General features: G+C 38.0%; 17 protein-coding genes and 1 pseudogene. 13 read left to right on the top strand and 5 right to left on the bottom strand.

The window, feature by feature from the left end:
- The first annotated feature begins 96 nt into the window (after positions 1–96).
- The 3 genes from DS885_RS09645 (at position 97) to DS885_RS09635 (ending at position 1,791) form a co-directional block, all read left to right on the top strand.
- Positions 97–627, top strand: coding sequence for a redoxin domain-containing protein (locus DS885_RS09645; protein ID WP_113819221.1), 531 nt, complete (start codon positions 97–99; stop codon positions 625–627).
- Between the two features lie 82 nt (positions 628–709).
- The gene (locus DS885_RS09640) at positions 710–1,363 is read left to right on the top strand and encodes a LysE family translocator (protein ID WP_113819220.1); all 654 of its coding nucleotides are present in this window, start codon (positions 710–712) and stop codon (positions 1,361–1,363) included.
- A gap of 29 nt (positions 1,364–1,392) precedes the next feature.
- The gene (locus tag DS885_RS09635; RefSeq protein ID WP_113819219.1) at positions 1,393–1,791 is read left to right on the top strand and encodes an NUDIX hydrolase; all 399 of its coding nucleotides are present in this window, start codon (positions 1,393–1,395) and stop codon (positions 1,789–1,791) included.
- Positions 1,792–1,872: 81 nt separating this feature from the next.
- On the opposite strand, the gene DS885_RS09630 is transcribed toward DS885_RS09635, so the two are convergent.
- Positions 1,873–3,063 carry an MFS transporter gene (locus DS885_RS09630; protein WP_113819218.1) on the bottom strand — a complete coding sequence of 397 codons (1,191 nt, stop codon included), beginning with the start codon at positions 3,061–3,063 and terminating at the stop codon, positions 1,873–1,875.
- A 271-nt stretch (positions 3,064–3,334) separates the two neighbouring features.
- On the opposite strand from DS885_RS09630, the gene DS885_RS09625 reads away from it, so the two are divergent.
- Positions 3,335–3,787: a hypothetical protein gene (locus DS885_RS09625; protein ID WP_113819217.1), complete on the top strand. Its 453-nt coding sequence runs from the start codon at positions 3,335–3,337 to the stop codon at positions 3,785–3,787.
- Between the two features lie 76 nt (positions 3,788–3,863).
- Here the strand turns inward: DS885_RS09625 and DS885_RS09620 are convergent, their stop codons facing one another.
- The gene (locus DS885_RS09620) at positions 3,864–4,247 is read right to left on the bottom strand and encodes a PaaI family thioesterase (RefSeq protein WP_113819216.1); all 384 of its coding nucleotides are present in this window, start codon (positions 4,245–4,247) and stop codon (positions 3,864–3,866) included.
- Between the two features lie 243 nt (positions 4,248–4,490).
- Between DS885_RS09620 and DS885_RS09615 the strand changes: the two genes are divergently transcribed.
- Entirely contained in the window at positions 4,491–5,444 is a 954-nt protein-coding gene (locus DS885_RS09615; protein WP_113819215.1) for a sensor domain-containing diguanylate cyclase, read from the top strand.
- Between the two features lie 75 nt (positions 5,445–5,519).
- Here DS885_RS09615 and DS885_RS09610 read toward each other — a convergent pair whose 3' ends face one another.
- Positions 5,520–6,122 (bottom strand): phosphoribosyltransferase, encoded by a 603-nt coding sequence (locus DS885_RS09610; protein ID WP_258546886.1) that lies wholly within the window; start codon positions 6,120–6,122, stop codon positions 5,520–5,522.
- 115 nt (positions 6,123–6,237) lie between these two features.
- On the opposite strand from DS885_RS09610, the gene DS885_RS09605 reads away from it, so the two are divergent.
- From DS885_RS09605 to DS885_RS09575, 8 genes and pseudogenes are all read left to right on the top strand, one after another.
- Positions 6,238–6,813, top strand: coding sequence for a phosphoribosyltransferase (locus tag DS885_RS09605; RefSeq protein ID WP_113819213.1), 576 nt, complete (start codon positions 6,238–6,240; stop codon positions 6,811–6,813).
- 324 nt (positions 6,814–7,137) lie between these two features.
- A complete protein-coding gene (locus DS885_RS09600) occupies positions 7,138–8,763 on the top strand; it encodes a methyl-accepting chemotaxis protein (RefSeq protein ID WP_113819212.1) in 1,626 nt (541 codons plus the stop codon).
- Between the two features lie 562 nt (positions 8,764–9,325).
- Entirely contained in the window at positions 9,326–10,975 is a 1,650-nt protein-coding gene (gene ushA / locus DS885_RS09595) for a bifunctional UDP-sugar hydrolase/5'-nucleotidase UshA (RefSeq protein ID WP_258546885.1), read from the top strand.
- Between the two features lie 166 nt (positions 10,976–11,141).
- Complete coding sequence (locus DS885_RS09590) at positions 11,142–12,221, top strand: porin (RefSeq protein ID WP_113819211.1); 1,080 nt, start codon at positions 11,142–11,144, stop codon at positions 12,219–12,221.
- A 47-nt stretch (positions 12,222–12,268) separates the two neighbouring features.
- Positions 12,269–15,400, top strand: coding sequence for an ExeM/NucH family extracellular endonuclease (locus DS885_RS09585; RefSeq protein ID WP_113819210.1), 3,132 nt, complete (start codon positions 12,269–12,271; stop codon positions 15,398–15,400).
- A gap of 88 nt (positions 15,401–15,488) precedes the next feature.
- Positions 15,489–16,019: pseudogene (locus DS885_RS17940) on the top strand (carbohydrate binding domain-containing protein); the annotation flags it as partial.
- Between the two features lie 75 nt (positions 16,020–16,094).
- Complete coding sequence (locus DS885_RS09580) at positions 16,095–17,471, top strand: endonuclease (RefSeq protein ID WP_441344263.1); 1,377 nt, start codon at positions 16,095–16,097, stop codon at positions 17,469–17,471.
- Positions 17,472–18,136: 665 nt separating this feature from the next.
- The gene (locus tag DS885_RS09575; protein WP_113819209.1) at positions 18,137–19,186 is read left to right on the top strand and encodes a porin; all 1,050 of its coding nucleotides are present in this window, start codon (positions 18,137–18,139) and stop codon (positions 19,184–19,186) included.
- A 71-nt stretch (positions 19,187–19,257) separates the two neighbouring features.
- Here the strand turns inward: DS885_RS09575 and DS885_RS09570 are convergent, their stop codons facing one another.
- Entirely contained in the window at positions 19,258–20,838 is a 1,581-nt protein-coding gene (locus tag DS885_RS09570) for a BCCT family transporter (RefSeq protein ID WP_113819208.1), read from the bottom strand.
- Between the two features lie 311 nt (positions 20,839–21,149).
- On the bottom strand, positions 21,150–22,121 hold the full coding sequence (locus DS885_RS09565; protein ID WP_258546883.1) for a polysaccharide lyase family 7 protein: 972 nt from the start codon (positions 22,119–22,121) through the stop codon (positions 21,150–21,152).
- Positions 22,122–22,551: the final 430 nt, after the last annotated feature.

Raw genomic sequence — 22,551 nt, 5'->3', positions numbered from 1 at the left:
AATACAATTGGTATAATATATTCATAAATTGAATATTACAGGAAAACTTCACACCCTATAAATTCATTTATTTTCACTATCGAAGGAGTCATAAAGATGCATACATCATTACCGGCGGGTTCAGCATTCCCTAAAATTGTAGTAACAGACCTTGAAGATAACATTATTGAGTTGGGAAAAATATCTACCACGGCAGACTGGAAAATGGTCGTTGTTTATCGTGGTAAGCATTGCCCTCTATGTACAAAATATCTAAACCTATTAGAGACCTATAAGCAAAGAATTGAAGATAATGGTGTTGAAATTGTTGCAGTATCTGCAGACAGCAAAGCACAACTTGAAGGGCATTTATCTGACTTGCAAGTCTCTTTCCCACTGTATTATGGTTTAACCATAGAGCAGATGCAGGTCTTAGGTTTGTATATCTCCAACCCTCGCTCTGAGAAAGAGACAGATCATAAATTTGCTGAGCCAGGCATGTTTGTTATCAATGAAAAAGGACAAGTACAGGTATTAGATATCTCTAACGGTCCTTTGGCGCGCCCTGAAATCGGTACCCTAGCAGCAGGTTTAGAGTTTATTAAAGCACCTGAAAATGATTACCCGATCCGTGGCACCTTCGAGTAATACTTTAAGCTAATAGGGTGTATCCCATTATTTAATGGGTCACCTGACTACTATTAAAAGCAACACTATTAAGAGTGAATAAATGGAATTAAGTACTTGGTTGGTTTATATCAGTGTGATTAGCCTATTATTGTTTAGCCCTGGACCGTCTGCACTATTGTGTATTTCTGATGGGGTTAAATTTGGCTATAAAAAGTCTATTCCGACTATCTTAGGCGGTGCATTATCAGCGCTGCTGTTAATGACAGTATCAGCTATTGGCTTAGGTGCGGTGCTTGCTGCATCAGAAATGCTATTTTTAGTGATTAAGATGCTAGGTGCAGCATACCTTATCTATTTAGGATGGAATTCATGGCGTGAAGGTGCAGTGAAATTACCGAGCACCAAGACCCCACAACAAGACTCATCGACATTGATTTACTCGCCTGATAAATTATTTAAAAAGAGTTTTATGGTTGGTATTAGTAACCCTAAAGACCTGTTGTTTTTTATTGCGTTATTTCCGAGTTTTATGAATGCAGACGAGCCACAAATGCCTCAATATCTGATCTTAGCCAGTACTTGGTTTTGTTTAGAATATTTATTGATGTCAGTTTATACCGGGCTAGGTGCAAAAATGGCACCTGTATTTGCTAACCCTGCTCCTATGCGTTGGGTCAATCGTACCTTAGGGACTGTTTTTGTTGGTTTAGGAGGTATGTTAGCTGTTTCTGCTTTATTGACTAAAAAACTATAAAGCTCGTTTACTTTACTTAAGGAATAAATGTGTCAAAAGAGATTGATAAATTAGCTTGGTTATTGGTACAAGATGGGAAGTTATTAGTGGCTCGCTCGCATAATAAATCTTTGTTTTATTTACCCGGTGGCAAGCGCGAATTGGCAGAGTCTGATCAGCAAGCACTTAGTCGTGAAATTAATGAAGAGCTATCAGTTAACTTACACAGTGATAGCATTCGTTATGCGCAAACATTTTATGCCGAGGCTGATGGGCAACAAGAGCCTGCGATCGTTAAACTAAGCTGTTACTTTGCGGAGTTCGAAGGGGAGCTAGTCGCGAGCGCTGAGATAGCTGAAATTAAATGGTTAAGCTACCAAGAAAAAGCACAGTGCTCGCTAGGTGCAATAAAGGTCTTTGAATGGCTTAAACAGCAACAAGCCATATAGTTAACCCAGTATTGTAAGCGAACGATACCACTCTTTATATCAATGACACTCACCGCTTTTCGCTAATCAGTGTCATTGCTGTTATACATCTTCATCTAGTTTTATATCGCGCCCACCAAGATAACCAAATACACCAGATAAAAAACAAGTAATGGCACATAACCACAGTGTGGTTGTCCAGCTTTCAAAGTAAGCATGCAACATACCCGTTGCAATAGGTCCGATTGCCGCTAAGGTATAGCCTAGTGATTGTGCCATGCCCGACAATGACGCTGCTTGTAGAGAATGGTTTGTGCGATAACTAATATAAGAGAGACCTAAGATAAAGATAGCGCCTGAAGAAAAGCCTAATAAAATAGACCAGACAAAGGCCGCATCAGGTAAATACAACAAACCTAAAAAGCAAATGCTACCAATAATCGCTAAAGATATTGCTAATATACTTTGGTCTTTTAACTTTGCTAATAATGGAATTAATATTAATCCTGGCGTTGCTGTCGCTAATTGAAAAGTACCGTGCAGCACACCCGCTTCTTGAGCTGTGTAGCCAGTCTCCATCAATATGTTAGGCAACCAAGCAATAATGATATAGGTGAAAAATGAATTAAAGCCTAAACATAAAGTGATCTGCCAAGCTAACGCATGATGCCAAATTTTACCATTAGTGATTGGTGCTAATAGGTCTTTAGTTAGTTTGGTGTGAAGTCGTAATTGCGGTATCCAAATAATGATACTGATTAACGTGAGTATGCCATAGGATGATAATGCCACTGCCCAACCAATATCTTTGTAGGCGGCTAGTGGAATGAGTAGGGCAGAATAACTACCTGAAAATATCCCCATGGACAATACGTACGCCGAGGTCATTAAGGCCACTTTATGTGGGAAGTCACGTTTAATTAAACTGGGTAATAATACGTTTCCAATAGCAATACCCACACCAATGATCGCGGTGCCTACATAAAGTACAATAACTGAGTCAATTAAGCGTGAACTTAAGCCAATGGCGATCAATATTAATGCAAGAAATAATGATATTTCTAAACCTTGTTTTTTAGCTAATTTCGCGGCAACGGGGGATGCAAAAGCAAAGGCTAGTAGAGGTAAGGTTGTTAGCATACCTGCTTGAGAGGCACTAAGGTCAAAATAACTAATTATTTGGTCTAATACTGGACCAAGACCTGTGACTGGTCCTCGCAAGTTAGCCGCTATTAATAGGATACCTAAAACTAATATAAAAGAGGCAAAACGAGAACGTGTTGAGATTAACATGGATATAATAAGCTCTGAAATTAAAAGAATAATTATATCAGATCTCCTAAGGTGAACGTATGATATTCATACTTTTTGTTGATTTACTTTCAGGCACTGAAATGGGTATCTGTTGCGTTTAAATTTTACATGTCTTATTGCCTTCGCTTCAGGTAAAATCCAGCTTATTTTTCCCCAAATACTCAGCAAGTGATCGTGATGATTCTGTTGGATAGAAGTTACCTCAAGGAATCTGATTGAGATAACCTTATAATTTTTTAATAGGAATAACATGTTAATTGTTGATTACCAAAGTAAAAGCTACTGCCGTTTTTTAAGTAATATGCCGAAAATTGCACAGCATAAAACACGCTTTTTAATTACCTTTAATGGTGGTGATGAATCTCAACTTGCTGAGTTTAGCGAGGCACTTACCTCAGAAACAAATAGTGGTATACAAAGTAATAACGTTATCGAACAAAAAGCTTCTGAGGAAGAGGTTGCTGCATTATTTTCTCAAGCACGAGATACACGTGATATTTTAACTTTTGCAAAAGCGGATCGCTTATTCGATAAAAAAACGGCAGTAAAAGCGTCTCATGAGCGTGATAACGGCTTTGATTTAAATAATCTGTTTAAGCAGATTGCTAAACATAACGGTATTGTTGTTCTAGCGCCTCAACAGAAACAAATTTTGAGTGCTTCTATGTCAACTAAAATGGATGTTTTGGTACGTTTTAAATAGGTTTAAATAAAGATAACAATGAAGTGATCTATCACTTCATTGTTATTAAGACAGTCTTATTAAGTCAGTGGGCTAGTTACGCATCTTCAATAACTGCATAAGTACCAGTAGCATAAGCCACTAACACTTCTTTTTCATCGAATAATTCAATGGTCACAAATGCAGTTGTTCTGCCTTGGCGTTTGACACTGGCCGACGCTAGTAAGTATTTTCCTAATGCGGGCTTCAGGTAGTTAATCTTAATTTCCATTGTCACAGCCGTATAACCAGATTGTAAATTCGATACGGCCGCATACCATCCTGTATTATCCATCAAAGTTGAAATAACACCACCATGTACAAACCCTTTGTGTTGTAGATGATAAGGCTGAGTATGTAGCTCAACGTTAGCTTGGCCTTCTGTGAAGTCTTTTAATTTGGCACCTGTGTGCTCTAAAAATGGGAAATGGATCTCTTTCATTAATAATTCCTTAGGGTGGATAATACAAAAATGCAGTGGATATTGAGATTACTTAATGCTATTTGATACATTGATATTAATAAGGTGCCGATCATCGCAACAAAATCGGAATAACTTAAATGAGTAAAGGAGAAGTTTCCAATCATTTTATGTTTAACTTATCATGCTTAGTACTTAAGTGTTAATTTTTAGCTTTTTAGTTGTTATAGTTTAGGTTCTTTGCTTTTTTGTTCAGGATTATTTATGAAAAACCCAGATATTCCCAGTAATGAAAAACAGCGTTTAGCGATGCTTAAGTCCTTGGAAGTCTTGGACACATTAGCAGAGGAGCGCTTTGATCGTATTACTAGGCTTGCTAAACGCTTGTTTGATGTTCCCATTGCTTTAGTGACTTTAATAGATGAAAACCGTCAATGGTTCAAATCATGTATTGGGCTTGATATTAATGAAGGGCCTCGTGAAACCTCTTTTTGTGGCCATGCTATTTTAGGTGATGAGATATTGGTTATTCCTGCCGCAAGCAAGGATCTTCGCTTTTACGATAATCCCCTAGTCATAGATGAACCTAAAGTAGAATTTTATGCTGGATGTCCGCTAGTTATCAACGGATATAGATTAGGGACTATTTGTATTGCAGATCATTATGCTCGTGAATTTAGTAAAGATGATTGTGATGCTTTAAAAGATTTAGCTAAAACAGTGGAATTAGAGTTGTCTGCTGTGCAATTAGCCACTCAAGATGATCTAACAGGTCTATTAAATCGCCGTGGTTTCCTCTCTTTAGCCCAAAACTCACTTAATCTATGTAATAGAAGTGAGCTTCCTGCATCTTTAGTCTATCTTGATTTAGATCGCTTTAAAGCGATTAATGATACCTTTGGTCATGAGGTTGGCGATCAAGTCTTAACTATTTTTGCAAAAGTATTAGGTGATAATTTTCGTTCTTCAGATGTTATTGGACGCTTGGGCGGTGATGAGTTTGTAGTGTTATTTAGTAATACAGATGCTGCTAATACTGAACAATTAATGTCAACGTTAACCATGGCATTGCAGACGGAACTTGATGATAATAAAATCACCTTAGATGTTTGTTTTTCCTATGGCATTACTGAGTACAACGTGGATAAGCATAATGATATTCAGCAGCTACTGTCTGAGGCCGATCACGCTATGTATCAATGTAAGTACAATGAATAAAATAAAGGATATTTAAAACAATTAAGCAGTTGTGTTAGTAACTACTTAATTATTTAACGAAGTAACAGGATCTGTTTAGCCAATGGATTTTTTGGTGAAAAACTCAGGAACAATAGATTTATAAGCAAATGACTTATGTTCTTTAATCTCTTCCAATGATAAGCCTTGCAACTCATAGGGAAATACTACCCAATCGTCAGTTGAATGAACAAAGTAATCGGGACCTGCACAATCTGTTAATGTCTTTTTCTTCCAAACCGTGGCAATACGTACATCTTCAGGCATATTTCGCTTTAGCCTTGCTTTCAGCTCACTGATCACTGCTTCTGCATTTTTACCTGAGCGGTACATATCATCGACGATCAGCAGTTTATCATCTGCATTAAGCTGTTTAACTAAGTAAGTTAGACCATGGACATTAATCGGTTGATCACCTGTTGTTTGTTGGTGATAACTGTCAAAACCACCATAGGAAGTTCGGATTGATATATGGTCGGTTTTTATACCTAATGTTTGTAAACATTCCTGCACGTAAATACCCACTGAGCTACCGCCTCTCCATAACCCTACAATAAAAGTCGGTTTAAAGTCGCTGGCAATAATTTGCGTTGCTAATTGGAAAGATTCCTCAATTAAGGTGTCTTCATCTAAAAATATTTTTTCGTCGTATTTAGCCAAGAAATCACCCATTTATTGTGTTATGTTTATTGGAATTTATTGAAAAAATTAGAACATAAAGTCACTTTATATTCAATCACTAGTGACATTAACTTTAAGCAGATTTGGAAGTGATATGGCAGAAAAACAATATTTAACCGCTCAAAATTTATTAGAAGATTCATATGCTTTAGCACGTCAAATTTTGGATAGTGATTTCAAACCAACCTTTATCGTCGCTATATGGCGTGGCGGTGCACCTATTGGTATTGCTGTACAAGAGTTTTTAGCCGTGCATGGTATTGAGTCTGACCATATTGCTATTCGTACTTCTTCTTATGCTGCCGCTATCGATCAGCAGCAAAAAGAGGTGAAAGTTCATGGTTTAAATTACCTGGTGAAGAACCTAGAACATCATGATCGCCTGTTACTAGTTGATGATGTTTATGATACAGGGCGCTCCATTGAAGCAATTATCAAAGAGCTACAGCGCAAAACACGCTTAAATATGCCTGAAGATGTTCGTGTTGCTGTGCCGTATTTTAAGCCAACACGTAATCAAACGGATAGAGTTCCTGACTATTATCTACATGAAACTGACGCGTGGTTGAAGTACCCTCATTCATTAGAAGGGTTGTCGGCTGAAGATATAGCTGCAAAACGTCCGCGTTTATACGAAATCATTAAAGATTTTTTACCTGCTGAAAAGTAGCATCGCATTATTCAATTTATAGTCAGAGGGTTTCCTCTCTGACTACTTTTCCTGTTAACTTTCCTTCTCTTTTTAACTCATGCTTACCTCTATTTTGCCCATTTATCAAAATAAGATACCTTAGATAGGTACTTAAACTAAACAAACTCAGTAATACCATGGCCTGTATTAAGATGGCAAAAAACTATGGCTTTATAGAATTTTTTTACTTTTCTAAGCCGTTATTTATTTTATCTAAACAGAAGTAATTTTTTTATATTTAAATGGAGTATTCGCTATTAACACACTAATCTTATGGTTTTTAGATACTCCTTGAGAAAATATATGACAATTAATTTACGCTTAGTGATTGGCTTTGGTGTGGTGATGTTAATGATGTTGATATTGAATTTTATCAGTATCCATCGTGTTAATTTTATTGATGATACGATCACCGAAATTACGGATGTTAATGCAGTTAAACAACGCTATGCCATCGATTTTAGAGGCAGTGTTCACGACCGTGCTATTGCATTGCGAGATATCGTATTAGCAAGAACAGCGTCTGAGATGCATGTCGCAATGGAAGCGTTAGCGCGATTAGGTGAGAGTTACCATCAATCATCATTGGCAATGAATAAGATTATTGAGTCGGATATGGCTAGTCTTGATGAAAAAAGCATCTATCAACAGATTAAACAGATAGAGTCTCAAGCGATGCCATTAGTTACTCAGATCATCGATGCCAAACGTGCAGACAACATTAACTCTGCCAATGAGATATTACTTAATCAAGCCAAACCAGCTTTTATCGAATGGTTAGCTGTGATTAATGAGTTTATTGATTATCAAGGTATTGCTAATCAAGAAGCGACAAAAGAGGTGCGAATAGTTGCAAGCTCATTTCAAAGCTGGATGGTCAGTTTAACCAGTTTTGCCATTCTCCTTGGTTTATTTGTGGCCTTCCGTATCAGTTACCAAGTTAAACAATCCGTAGGTGGTGATCCCCAAGAGGCTGCTAAAGTGGTGTCTAAAATATCACAGGGGAATCTCACAGGTAAAATAGTGTCTTGTTGTCCAAACAGTATGATGGCTTCAATTGGCATTATGCAGCAACAGTTAAAGTCCACTGTGAATAATATTATTGCTTCTTCTTCTGAGTTATCAGAACGAGCAACATCAGTGACAGCGGGGTCGTTACAAGCGTTAACCGCCGCAGACCAACAGGTAGCACAAACCAAAGATGCACAGGTGCGCTTAGTATCAATGACTGAAAGTATCGATAATGTGGTTGATACGGTGAAACAAACTGAAGATAACTCTATAAGCACAGCGACATTATCGCAGCAAGGTAAAGAGGCCGTGCAACATGTTGCTAATGAGATTGGCAATATATCTACTACTGTTAACGCTACGGTATCGCAAATTACTATTTTACAGGAGAGAACCCGAGAGATTGGTGAGATTATTAATGTCATCCGAAGTATTTCTGACCAAACTAATTTATTAGCATTAAATGCCGCGATAGAAGCTGCTCGTGCAGGTGAAACAGGGAGAGGGTTTGCGGTGGTTGCCGATGAAGTACGTCAATTAGCGATCAGAACAGGTGATGCAACGGGCGAGATTGAATCCATGATAAATCAAGTGCAAGGAGATACAGAAGCCTCTGTGAGAGCAATGGAGACAACCGTACCTCAAGTTGAGAAGGGGTTAACATTAACCCATCAAGCGAATCAGTTATTAAATGATATACAGCGTCAAGCTGATGACTCGTTGGCTAAGGTACAAGAAGTGGTCTCCGCAACTCATCAACAAGTTGTTACTATTTCTGATGTTTCTAATGGTGTTGAGGAGATTTCAGTGATGGCAAAAGAGACTAGCGAAACCTTAAAAAATAATCTGCATCAAGCCGAGTTATTGGAAGCACTCTCGAAAAAATTAAATAAAGATACCGAGTATTTCAGTGTATAAATAGCAAAATTTGAATCCAAAAGAGGGGCTTTGGTTAAGTATCAAAGCCTCTCTTTTCACTCCTATATTGTATGACTAATTAAGCAGGTGACAAGACACTTTTCCATAATAAATATCTGCTCAAAACCCACCATAAATAATGCTTTCTTTTCATTAAGTTCATTGCATTTAGCTTGTTAGCGATGTAATCAAAGCCGCATATTACATTTTACTGGTCAACAATATGTCATTGTTATGTCAATTTGAATAAATGGTCAAGATACCTTAGCACCAATAAAGAGCGTTACTTGACCCTTTGGTCAGTATTGTGTTTGCCTTTAACTATTCAAATAACACTATTTTTAAGTTGATATGCTGATATTGGTTAATCTGTATCACCAATTTGGGGCGTTAAAGCACCAAATTTGAACTATTTCAGTACATCAATTAACCATAAGTTGTGTTGATTTTAATCATGCTTTGATAGATGGTTTAAATAGTGGTTGGGTTCATGGAATAGTAATAACCCGTTATTAAACTACGTTATAGATAACTAGTTTACCGAGTTTAAGGGATTAAATTGATGGATACAAAACAGATGAAATACGCAAGTTTAGCTTTGATTATGCTTGCAGGAAGTAGTGTTTTAAATGCTCAAACTAATGGTCACCATGATTGGGTTGCTGATCAAGAATATAAGTTGACCATTTTACATACCAATGACAACCATGGGCACTTTTGGCAAAATAAATATGGCGAATATGGTATGCCGGCTAGAGCAACATTAATCAACTATATTCGAGCAGAAGTAGAGGCTGAAGGCGGGGCTGTTCTGTTACTGTCTGGCGGTGATGTTAATACTGGTGTACCCGAATCCGATTTACTTGATGCAAAACCTGACTTTATCGGCATGAATATGATTGGTTACGATGCGATGGCTGTGGGTAACCATGAGTTTGATAATCCTTTAGATGTGCTAGCTCAGCAAGCTGATTGGGCTAACTTTCCTTTTTTAGCGGCAAACATATACAAAGATGGCAAGCGTATGTTTGATGCTTACAAAATTTTTGATAAAGCGGGCGTTAAAATAGCGGTGATCGGCTTAACTACTGAAGATACCGTGAAAATTGGTAATCCCGAATTTATTAAGCAAGTGACCTTTACTGACCCTAAAGTAGAAGCTAAGCAAGTCATTGCAGAGTTAAAAACCACTGAAAAACCAGATGTTATTATCGCGGCAACCCACATGGGACACTACCTGAATGGTAACAGTGGTGCGAATGCACCTGGTGATGTGCAATTAGCTCGTTACCTTGAACCTGGTGACCTTGATATGGTTGTTGGCGGACACTCTCAAGAACCTGTGTGTATGGAAGGAAAAAATAAATACGCAAGTTTCAAAGCGGGTGATGCATGTACCCCTGATCAGCAAAATGGTACTTACATCGTTCAAGCTCATGAATGGGGTAAATACGTAGGGCGTGCCGATTACACCTTCAAAAATGGTGAGCTAACATTGCAGTCATACCAATTAATTCCGGTTAATCTTAAACACAAAGTTGCCGGAGAAGATGGTAAAAAAGTCCGCGTTTTTGTTGAGCAAGAGATTGTTCAAGATGAAGAAGTGCTAAACACCTTAAAACCATTCCAAGAACAAGGCCAAGAAGCATTAAATATTGTTGTGGGTAGTACCGATGGTTTGTTACAGGGGGAACGTAAAGTCGTTCGTAATAACCAAACTAACTTAGGTTACTTGATTGCAACATCTCATAAGCAACGCGTACAAGCTGACTTTTCAGTCATGAATTCTGGTGGTATTCGTGCTTCTATTGAAACGGGCGATATTACCTACAAAGATATTTTAACCGTACAACCTTTTGCCAATACCATCACCTATGTGGACATGAGTGGTGCTGAAGTCATGGACTACTTAAAACAAGTTGCTACTAAACAGAAAGATTCTGGTGCTTATCCACAGTTTTCAGGTATCACTATGGAAATCAATGGTATGCAGCTTAGTCAGGTAATGATTTCAGGTAAGCCAATCCAAGTTGAACAACAGTATCGTTTCAGTGTGCCCTCGTTTAATGCCGCTGGTGGTGATGGATATCCTAATATTACGCAACATCCCACCTATGTAAATACAGGGTATGTGGATGCGGAAGTATTAAAGGATTATGTCCAATCTCATTCCCCTATTAAGGTCGCTCAATTTATTCCTGAGTACCAATAATCTCTTACTATTCCATCATTATTTAGGGAATAAAAAAGTAAATAATTTATCAGTTAAACAAAACTGTCATAAAGCCCTGTTAACTTCATGCGCTTTGTGATTTCTGACGCGTCTATTTTCAAAACGGGTTCGTCATATTTTAAAAACATTGTATAAGGATGATGAAATGTTAAATAAAACAATGCTAAGCATTGCTGTTGCAACGGTTTTAGCGAGCCCAATAACACAAGGTGCCACTATTTATGAAAAAGATAATGGCGATAACTTGCAAGTGTATGGTGAAGTGGGTGTTGGTGGGCATATAGGAGCAGATTACGAGTACGGTGAATTCTACACCGATGACGAATCTTACATTGATGACAGCTTTGCGACCTTAGGACTTAAAGGCGAATACGATGATGTGTATTACCGTTTAGAGCTAGATTATGAACGTGAGAACTGGGAATACGGATCAGGTGATATGGTGCTTGCCATCGATAAACTGTTTATAGGTTACAAATTCTATCAACAGCATGCCATTGAAATTGGTTTAACCGATACAGCGTTAGACGATTACGATAAATTTGGTGACTTTACCTTTGATACCACAGTAGAAACGGGTGAAGGTGGTGACCAGGAGAATACCGTTAAATATGAAGGTGTGATGTCTAACTTTAAGATGGGCTTATCTTACACTTACGATGGTGAAAGCTCTTCTGGCTCTGAATTAGGTGACGTGATCAATGGTTATGTGGGCTTCTTCAGTGATTATGCTGATGTTGTTTTAGGAGCTGAAACCCGCACAGGCTCTGAAGGTATCTCTAAATACGGTGAGCAGATGCTGTATACCTTAGGATTAAGAGCTTACCTTGGCGATGACCTGGCGATTGGTTTAAATGGTTTTATCGAATATGAAGATATTGCTCAAGAATCGACACTTATTTCAATTAGCGACGACCTAGAAGAAACATACTCTTATAACGATTATCAAACGCTTGAAAATAAAGGGGCGTTGATTTCTGCTCGTTACATTGCAACGGAAAAACTGGAGCTTACTGGCTCATTTAACTACGAGGCTTATGAAGAGTGGGATATCTACAGTCCATATGGTGTTGCACCTGATGATGAGTATTCATGGGGCAAAGAACGTATATGGGGCACATTAGGGTTTAATTTTAAACCCACTAAATCAGTGGTATTTGCATTGGAAGCTAACTTTGGCGAAGCAGCGCAAGACGCTTATGCATATGGTCGTGTTTATTTCTAACTTGCTGTAAGCAGTTAAAAATCAAAGATTAATTTAAGGATAAAATGATGAGTAATATTTTGAAAAAGACCACATTATCGCTAGTTATTAGTGGTATTTTGGCAGCCAATGCTAATGCTGCAATCACCGATATTATTATTAGTGAGTATGTAGAAGGGTCAGGCGATAATAAAGCCATTGAATTGACCAATACGGGTTCAAGCAGCTACACATTCCCTAGTAATATTGAATTACAATATAGCTCTTACGATAACCAAATTAGAACACCTGACGGTGATAATATATTGGAAGGGCTCACCATTGCAGGTGGTGCGACAGTTGTTATTTATAACAGCGCTGCAGATGCTGCCTTGAGTGAATCAATTGCCAGTTCTGCGACAGCGGTTATCGCGGCCAGTTACGATGAGCAGTCCTATTACAGCTTAAGCTTTAATGGTGATGATCACGTGGCGATTATCGATACGGACACTAATACCACTTATGACACAATTGGTACTGATGGCACCTATTGGGGAAGTGGTCAAACATTGCGCCGTAGAGCTGGTGAAGGAGATTCTACACCTGTTCAATCATCCACTTACTCTTCATCTGAATGGGAAGATTTTGGTGAAGATGTTTTCGATGACCTTGGCACAGCAACTTACTCAGAGTACGAGGAAGTGGTTGCTTCCACTTGTTCTTTAGACACACAAACAACCATTGCTGAAATTCAAGGCTCTGATTCAGCTTCTCCCCTTATTAGCAGCGGTTTTGAGTCTGCTGAAAGTTATAATGTGACAGGTATCGTCACAGCAGTCACTAGTTATCCTGAAAAAGGTTTTTACTTACAAGATGTAACACCAGATGGTGATGAATTGACGTCAGATGGTATTTTTGTGAGTACTGCTAACGCTACCGATGACATGATAGGTAATACTGTATGTGTGACAAGTACTGTGACTGAATACTACACACTGACACAATTAGAAACTGATGAATGGGATATCATTGATACAAGCACTTCAGCGCCTGCAGCAACTGATATTGAAATGATCGCAGATGATAACGGTTCGTTTAATGCAACGTTAGAGCGTTATGAAGGTATGTTAGTTAACTTACCTGAAGATATCGACATGAACACTAGCGGTAATCAAGATATGCGTGTCACTAAAACTTTTGGTTTTAACTATGACAGCTACCGTAATGATTTAATTTTGTCTTATCTTCGTCCTAATATGAATCCTACCCAGGACAATGTTGCAGGTAGTGATGAAGCTTATGCTGCTGAAGATGAAAATGATGATTATCGCTTAATTGTGGAAAGCAGTGAAAGTGCTGATGATGGCGAAATTCCTTATTATCCAAATTTCAACTCAAATCCGGAAGATAACTATATTCGTATCGACGATAGTGTTATTGGCATGGAAGGTGTGATTACCTATAGCTACGGCAATTTTAATATGGTCGTCACTAATGAATTGGTGAGCAGTAACTTTACCCATAATACAGATAGAACTTCCTCTCCAGATTTAAGCACAACGACCGATGATGATAGCTTTGTGATTAAAGTCGGTACTCAAAATGTGCTTAACTTATTTAACTCTCCATATGGTGGCGATAGCAATAGCTTTGGTGATAACCGTGGTGCCGATGATGAAGATGAATATACCAAACAACTTGCGAAATTAGTTTCTGCTATCAAAGGGTTAGATGCTGATATTGTTGGGTTAATGGAAATAGAGAATAACGGTTTTGGCAGTGATAGTGCTATCCAAGCGCTTGTTGATGCGATTAATGATGAATATTACGATGAAGATCCTAAGGATGTGGATAGTGATGTTTCCATCAGTAATCGTTATGTCTTTGTTGGTTATGACTCTAACAGTGACCTTGTATTAGATGAAAATGATGCGTTAGGCACAGATGCGATTAGTACAGGTTTAATTTACCGCCCTACAAAAGTAAGTATTGAAAGCATGCAAGTGATTTCAATGCCTGAGCAGCACGCTCCTGTGGTTGTCAATGATAGTAACGTTGTTGTCAAAGACAGCAGTGGCGAAGTGCTTGAGAGCGGTGATAATTATCAACGTGAAACGCTTGCTGCTACCTTCAAAATTCCTAATACAGGTAAAACGTTAACGGTCGCTGTTAACCACTTTAAATCAAAAGGATCAACGTGTTGGGAAGATTGGGATGGTGTTGAGTTTGGTGATGAAAGCACCTGGTCAGATGATGCCCCTGATGCAGATTTACAAGGCTCTTGTGAAAACTTACGTGTAGCCGCAGCGGTTCAATTAGCTGAAGAGCTTGATGAAATTGGCGGTGACCGTGTCATTGTGGGTGACTTAAACTCTTATGGTCAAGAAGATCCAATGTTAGTACTTACAGAGAATACTACGGGTAAAGAGATTATTGCCGCACGTGATACTTACATCGGTGATAAGCCACAATTTAACGTTGATGGTTCTGCTGAAACAATTACAAAAACCTACGGTTACCTAAATACAGTCGCATTAAAAGATGCAGCAAAAGATCAACAAAGCTGGAGTTATTCTTACGATGATGAAATAGGTTCGTTAGACCATATTTTAATAAGTCCTTCATTAGAAACGCGTCTTATTGATGCAGTTGATTGGCATATCAATGCCCCTGAATCATCGCTATATGATTACAACAGTGAATATAAAGGTGATTTTGCAGATAACTTCTACGTGGATGATGAGTATCGCTCTTCAGACCATGACTCTGCGATTATTTCATTAAGCTATGAATATGGTGAAGTGGGTGAAGGGGAACCAGTATACCTAACCATTAGCAGTAGTGCTGTCACTGTTCCTTATGTTTTAGCGGAAGGTGCTTTAGTGGATGATGTTGTACAAATCGCTTTATCCTCTTCGGAAGATATGAGTGATGTTGTACTACCAAACATTACCATCACAGAAGACAACCAATCATTAGTAGAAATTGAGGTCTATGGTATCGAAGCGGGTGAATACACCGCCAAGATGACCCTAACACGTGATGGAGAAGTGTTATCTGACTACACTCAATCAATGACTTTCGAAGCAGCTTCTGAAGATTCTACTAGCGCAACTATCGCACCGGCTGAGGAGTATGACGGTTCAGGTGGTGGTGCATTTGGTTTATTCAGCCTACTGTCACTTTTGGGCTTAGCATTCTTACGTCGCCAAAAGGCCTAACTTAACCTAGTCATTAGGATGCCAATACAGAGATTGTATTGGCATCACTAGCACGTTTATTTTTAAATGGTATTTAAAGAGAGATAACATGGATAACAAACTAAAAACAGCGTTACTGTTATTAGCATTCGGTGGCTTAGCGGCTTGTGAAAGCAGTGATGATAACTCTACGATCACTAGTAATGATTATATTACAGCGATCCAAGAGAGTGAGTCGACTGAAGAAGAAACGGCGACAGAAACGGAAGATGACAGTAGTACTGAAGACACCAGCAGCGAAGATACTACAACAGCGAGCGTACTCTTAAATGGTGATTTTGAAAGTTGGACCGATGGCGTGCCAGATAGTTGGACAACTATTGAAGATGGGATCACTGTTATCCAGTCTGCAGATCAGTTTTATGAAGGTGAAAATTCTGCAGAAGTAACGGTAACAACTGCTACTCAAGGTGATACTGATTTCCGTCAATCTATTGATGTTGAATCTGGTGTGACTTATACCGTAACGACATGGGTTTATCATACGGAAGGTATGGTGAGTGCTCGCTTATATGTAGACGGTTACCAAAACTATTCAGATCCTGACTTAGTCTATCAATGGCAAGAAATGACCTATAGCTATACCGCCGACGAAGATAAAAATATCGAGGTGGGTTTACGATTCTATGATCAAACAGGTTTTGATGAAGAAGAGATTGTTTATGTCGATAACTTTTCGGTTAGTAATGAAAGTGCTGAGAGTGAAGAAGAGGTAACTGAAGAGGTGACTGATGAGACTTCAACTGAAGAAGAAGTAACAGAAGAAACAACTGATGAAGAGACTACTGAAGAGTACGCAACTGACGATACCGAGAGCACTTTATTACTAAATGGTGACTTTGAAAGCTGGACTGATTCATTGCCAGATAGTTGGACAACTATCGATAGTGATATTGGCGTTACACAGGATACAAGCAATTATTATGAAGGAACGTCTTCTGCACAAGTAGCAGTAAACTCAGGTACTCAAGGTGATACTGATTTACGTCAATCTATTGATGTTGTCGCAGGCACTTCTTACACTTTCAGCACATGGGTTTATCACACCGATGGTTTTGTTAAAGCGAGATTATATATAGATGGTTACGCCGATTACTCTGACAATACGATAGTAAACGAATGGCAAGAAGTCACTACTACTTATGAAGCGACAGAAACCACTAGTATTGAAGTTGGTGTGCGTTTCTACGACCAGACTGGTTTTACCGATTCTGAAATTGTTTATATTGATAGTTTGTCAGTGACTACCGATTCAAGCTCTGATACTAGTGCCTATTATGCCAGTGCAGAAGGGTTATCTGGCCTTGAGTTAAAAACAGCTTTGTATAATATTGTTAAAGATCACACCACTAAAACATACGCTAATTTATGGGACTTCATGGGTACTAATTCATTAGATGTTTATTATGAAAATGATGGTTCTATTTTAGATATGTACTCTGAAAATGTGTCTACGTCAGATAGTTATAATTACACGCCGGTGACAGATCAATGTGGTAACTATACTGGTGAGGGTAGTTGTTATAACCGTGAACATTCATTTCCTAAGAGTTGGTTTGATGAAGAATACCCAATGTATACTGATATTCATCATATTTTTGCTACCGATGGTTATGTAAATGGTCAACGCAGTAGTTATCCATATGGTGTTGTAGGGACAAGTAGTTATGTTTCTGATAACGGCAGTAAAGTAGGATCGGCAAGTAGCGACCTAGGATATACTGGTACCGTTTTTGAACCCATTGATGAGTTTAAAGGTGACTTTGCTAGAGCGTATTTCTACATGGCAACCCGTTATGAAGATATTGTATCTACTTGGGAAACAAATTCAGATAATGCTGCTGCAGTATTAGATAGCAGTTCTGATTATGTTTATGAAGACTGGGTGATTACACTGCTTAAAGAGTGGAATGAAAGTGATCCTGTGAGCCAAAAAGAGCTTGATAGAAATGAAGCGGCTTATGAATTCCAAGGTAACAGAAACCCATTTATTGACCACCCTGAATACGTTAGCGAAATTTGGGCTGATTAATATAATAGGAAAGTAAATTATACCAATTGCATTAAATAAGTGATTGGTATTAGTCAGTATACTGATAATCTCAGCAAAAAGGTCTGTATTTACAGACCTTTTTGCTATTAAAAGGAGTAGTTTTACTCTATCTCTTGTCCTGCTATTGCATACTATTTAGTAAGCATCTCACCTTACGTCCCTGCTATTTTTTATATTTAATAATTAAGTTTTGATCGTTTTTTAAGCTTAAAAGTTAAAGTTCCATAAATGTTAATCATTTATAAGTCATTAATTTGGAAAATTTTAAAATTAAACTTATCATCCAAATGTATGCAATTTATATTTATTTTGTATGCATTTATTATTGCTTGATAGGTTTGTTTTCGATCTATTGAGTGATCTAAAGCTTATTGTATCAATCACACCAATAGCAGAGCTATTTTTGGTTAAAACGACTTATTTTATGTGATTGTGGTTAAGGGAATAACCATTATAAGGGCAACCTTTTTTATTTTCTTCCACAAGCATGCCTAACCGTTAATCTTCATAGGCATCAATTACGCTTTAAATGATGTGCATTTTTTTCCTGAAACCTAGTTCAGCGGCTTGGTTGTGTTTGCATCAATTATTATAAAAAGAAATACATATTAGTATTCAAAAACATTAAATTAAGGAACTTTTCAATGTTCAAAAAATCGATTCTTTGTTTGTCGATCGCAACTGTTTTAACTCATTCTGTTGCGCAAGCTGCCACTATTTATGAAAAAGAAAATGGCGATTACTTGAAAGTATATGGTGAAGTTGGCGTAGGTGGCCATGTCGGGGCTGACTATGAATATGGGGAGTTTTATACGGACGAACAATCATATATTGATGATAGTTTTGCCACACTAGGGTTAAAAGGTGAAACTGAAGGGATTTATTACCGTTTAGAGCTGGATTACCAACGTGAAAATTGGGAATACGGTTCAGGTGATATGGAACTGGATGTTGATAAATTATTCTTGGGTTATAAGTTTTATAAACAACATGCTATTGAAGTTGGTTTAACCGATACCGCATTGGACGATTACGATAAGTATGGTGATTTTACCTTTGATACCACAGTAGAAACCGGCGAAGCGGGCGACCAAGACAATACTATTAAGTATGAAGGTGTTGCTGACGCGTTTCGAATGGGCATCTCTTATACTTACCAAGGTGAGAGCTCATCGGGTTCAGAGCAAGGTGATATCGTAAATGGTTATGTTGGTTATTTCAGTAACATTGTAGATGTAGTCGTCGGGGCTGAGACGCGTCGTGGATCTGATGGTCTGTCGAAATATGGAGAGCAAAACCTATTTACGTTAGGTTTACGAGCCTATGTATTAGAAGACCTAGCGATTGGTGTCAATGGATTTATTGAGAATGAAGATATATCAGAAGAAGATTCTGATAACGCAGATGTTTACAATGATTACCACACACTTAAAAACAAAGGTGGTTTGGTCTCTGCTCGCTTTAATGCAACCGATAAAATTGAGCTGACTAGTTCGATTAATTACGAAGAGTATGAGGCCTGGGATAGCAGTAGTGCTTACGGTGATGGAGTGGATTACTCTTGGGGTAAAGAGCGTATTTGGGGAACGGTTGGTGTCAATTTTAAACCGAGTAGACCCATTATTTTAGCAATCGAATTAAATGTAGGTGAAGCGGCACAAGATGCCTATGCATACGGGCGTATTTATTTTTAATCGCCAATAAATAATAAAAAGGCTATCAAACTGAGTTTGATAGCCTTTTGTGTTTTAGATGTGGATATCACTTATTTATAGAGAGCTCGCTCTGTATTCAAGCCTTTAATTAAACTGATACACATAATAAGCAATACAAAGGTGAAAGGGAGCGCAGTAGCGACTACACCTGATTGCAACGCCTGCAATGCTTCTTTACCACCAATCCATAACATGACCGCTGCAATTGCACCTTCCGTGGTCGCCCAAAAAATACGCTGAGGTATTGGTGCATCAATCTTACCGCCTGCGGTAATGCTATCTATGACCAATGAACCAGAATCTGACGAGGTTACAAAGAAAATCAGTATTAACACAATAGATATGATTGAAATAATATTGCCAAAAGGTAATTGGTCATATACATGAAATAAAGTTAAAGAGATATCTGTTAGCCCATTAGCTCCTAATTCACCGACTTTGTTGACTACTTGATCCAATGCAATACCACCAAAGACTCCCATCCAGATAATGGTTAATAGTGTTGGCACAAAAATCACACAAAATAGGAATTGACGAACTGTACGGCCTTTTGAAACACGCGCAATGAACATACCAACAAATGGTGACCATGAAATCCACCATGCCCAATAAAATACTGTCCAACCATGCATCCATACTTCATCTTCACGACCATGTGGATTACTCAGAGGAATAATATTGTTGATATAATCGATTAATGTATTTGGCACAGAGCTGATAACAACATCAAAACTCACAGCAATCACAAATACTAGCAATGCAAAAGCAAAGACCATGTTGATATTACTGAGTAGTTTTACACCGCCTTCGATACCACGAATAATGGATAAAATAGCGATGAAAGTAACAAAGGCAATCACTGCGAACTGCATGCCAATACCGCCATTCGTTCCAAATACATGATTAATACCACTGGTCGCCTGTTGTGCTCCCAAACCTAATGATGTCGCCAAACCAAATAAAGTCGCTAATACGGCTAAAATATCAATGATATGACCTAACCATCCCCAAGCTCTATCACCAAAGATTGGATAAAAAACCGACCGAATTGAAAGGGGTAAACCTTTGTTGTAGGTAAAAAACGCTAACGCCAGTGCCACTATCGCGTAGATTGCCCAGCCATGTATGCCCCAATGGAAAATAGTGGTGCCCATTGCTAATGCTTTAGCCTCCGGTGTATAAGGCGCTACATTAAATGGCGTTCCCCACCAATCAGTGAAATAAGCCGTTGGCTCAGCAACGCCCCAAAATAACAACCCAATCCCCATTCCCGCTGCGAATAACATCGCTAACCAGGAAGCCGTTGTATATTCCGCTTTAGCATCTTTGCCACCGATACGGATTTTGCCTAATGGGCTCAACATGACAATGATTGCAAATATTAAAAAGAAGTTGGTGGACCACATAAATAGCAGATCAAAATCTTTCATAATGCCATTTTTAAGGTCATTTAATACCGTTTTAGCGGTGGCGGGTTCAACCATTAACGTCATGGCGATAAATAGCAGGATCAGACCTGCACTTATTCCAAAGACAGGGTTATGTATATCAAACCCCCACTTTTGAAGGTTATCTTGACCGACTTGATAGTCGGTTGTTTCAATACTGTATTTGTTCTGTTGATTATCCATAATATTTTACTTTCAGCCCTTAAAGCGAAGATTTATTTAAAGAGTAAAGATGACGAACCTATTAATGAGGCTTATGACAACTAGCTCTTAAAGGTTAAATTAATAGTAGCAAAGTGAGATCTTTTATCATCTTTATTATTTAAATACGCTGAAGATACTCTATTAGATCTAAAGTTGTCTGATTATTTTAAATTACATTTCAAATAGATAGGTCAAACTAGGGGGATTGGCGACACTGAGGTTTTGATAAATGGAATAAAGGCTGGAAAAACCAGCCTAATATAAAGTGATTAAGGGTTAACTAATGAATATTAGTGGGACACTTTTAAGTCATAGAAAGTTGCTTGTACGTAGTCTTTAGCATCGCCAGTTTTGTTTTGGTTGTAAACACCTGCTTTAAAGTACATGTATTGACCACCAACATCATAGCGGCTTTCTGACATATCAACATGTTTAGTGATATCAGCTTTACCTGGGCGCATCACTGTTACTGCTAAATCATGCCCTGTGACATTGATGCGATAACTGAATTTCTCACCTAATTTAATACCATCTTCTGGCTCTGCTGGAGTTGCATCTTGGTGCCAATAGTTGGGTAATGAGTTACCTATGATATCTATCCATTGTTCATCTGCTTTACTATTTGGTTCGTGTGCAAAGTAGATTGAGCCTTTTTCATGCTGTGGTAATTTTCGGTAATATAACCTAATTGGCTCATCATTATTTGCGTGGATTTGACCGATAATCACACGACCTTGTTGCCAGCTAACACCCGTTGTTGTGACATGATTAACTGCTAGTGTCGCCTCTAATGTCCCATCAACACCGCCGGCATTTTCTAGGTCAGCATCAGGCGCGGTCGAAAATACCCAGTTATTACCACCAACCCCTTTAGTGCTGTATGAAGTATTACCTCGACGCATCATTTCACGTAGTTCTGAACGTGTATATTTAGTGTTTTTAGAGGTTTTAGCTCCTTTTATTGGTGACTTAAATACCATGCCACCATCATCGGCTAAATAAAAATATTCTGGATCAGAGTAACCTGCAGCTAATGCTTTCTCTTTAATTTGGTCTGATTTTCCGTTGCCATCAGAGTCAATTGGCACACTAATCGTCCAACCTAACAGATCAAATTGACTGGCAGGAGAACCTGCTTTGGCAAGTACTGCAGTATTGTCGTCTACAGTGCTTGCACAACCAAGTAATGCAAATGAACAAGCGATTACAGCCATTTTATAGCTGTTTTTAGCACCACTATCAGAAATTTTTTTAGTTAACATATCAATGCCTATTTTAATAATTAATTTGGGTTTAATAGTTAGAGTCATTAATGAGGATACGGCAGGGCCGTTAATTCTTAGATTAAGAGTCGTAGTACACTCACTCAGTATTTTTTAACATTATGTAATTAGTTTTATTGTTAAATCATGTTCTAACTTTGATTATATTGTCATACATATAAAATGTGTTTTGTTATTTAGTTCTCTAAATAGAGATTTATTTAAATTTATCCACAAGTCCCTGTATTTCTCTTTTCTTGATTGTTTTAAGTTATTGAAAATATAGTTTTAATTTAAATTCAGTGTGTTAGTTATCATTTTTGATTTTATTTATACTAATAACTAGATTGTGGTGACAAAGATCTGATTTTTAAATAAGTAAAAGTGACAAGTGTCATAGGAATATATTTTGTTATTATAATACTTAATG

This window comes from Psychromonas sp. B3M02, assembly GCF_003318165.1.
GTDB lineage: Bacteria > Pseudomonadota > Gammaproteobacteria > Enterobacterales > Psychromonadaceae > Psychromonas.
The sequence above is the reverse complement of the archived record's forward strand: the minus strand, read 5'-3'. Positions and strand labels throughout refer to the sequence as shown.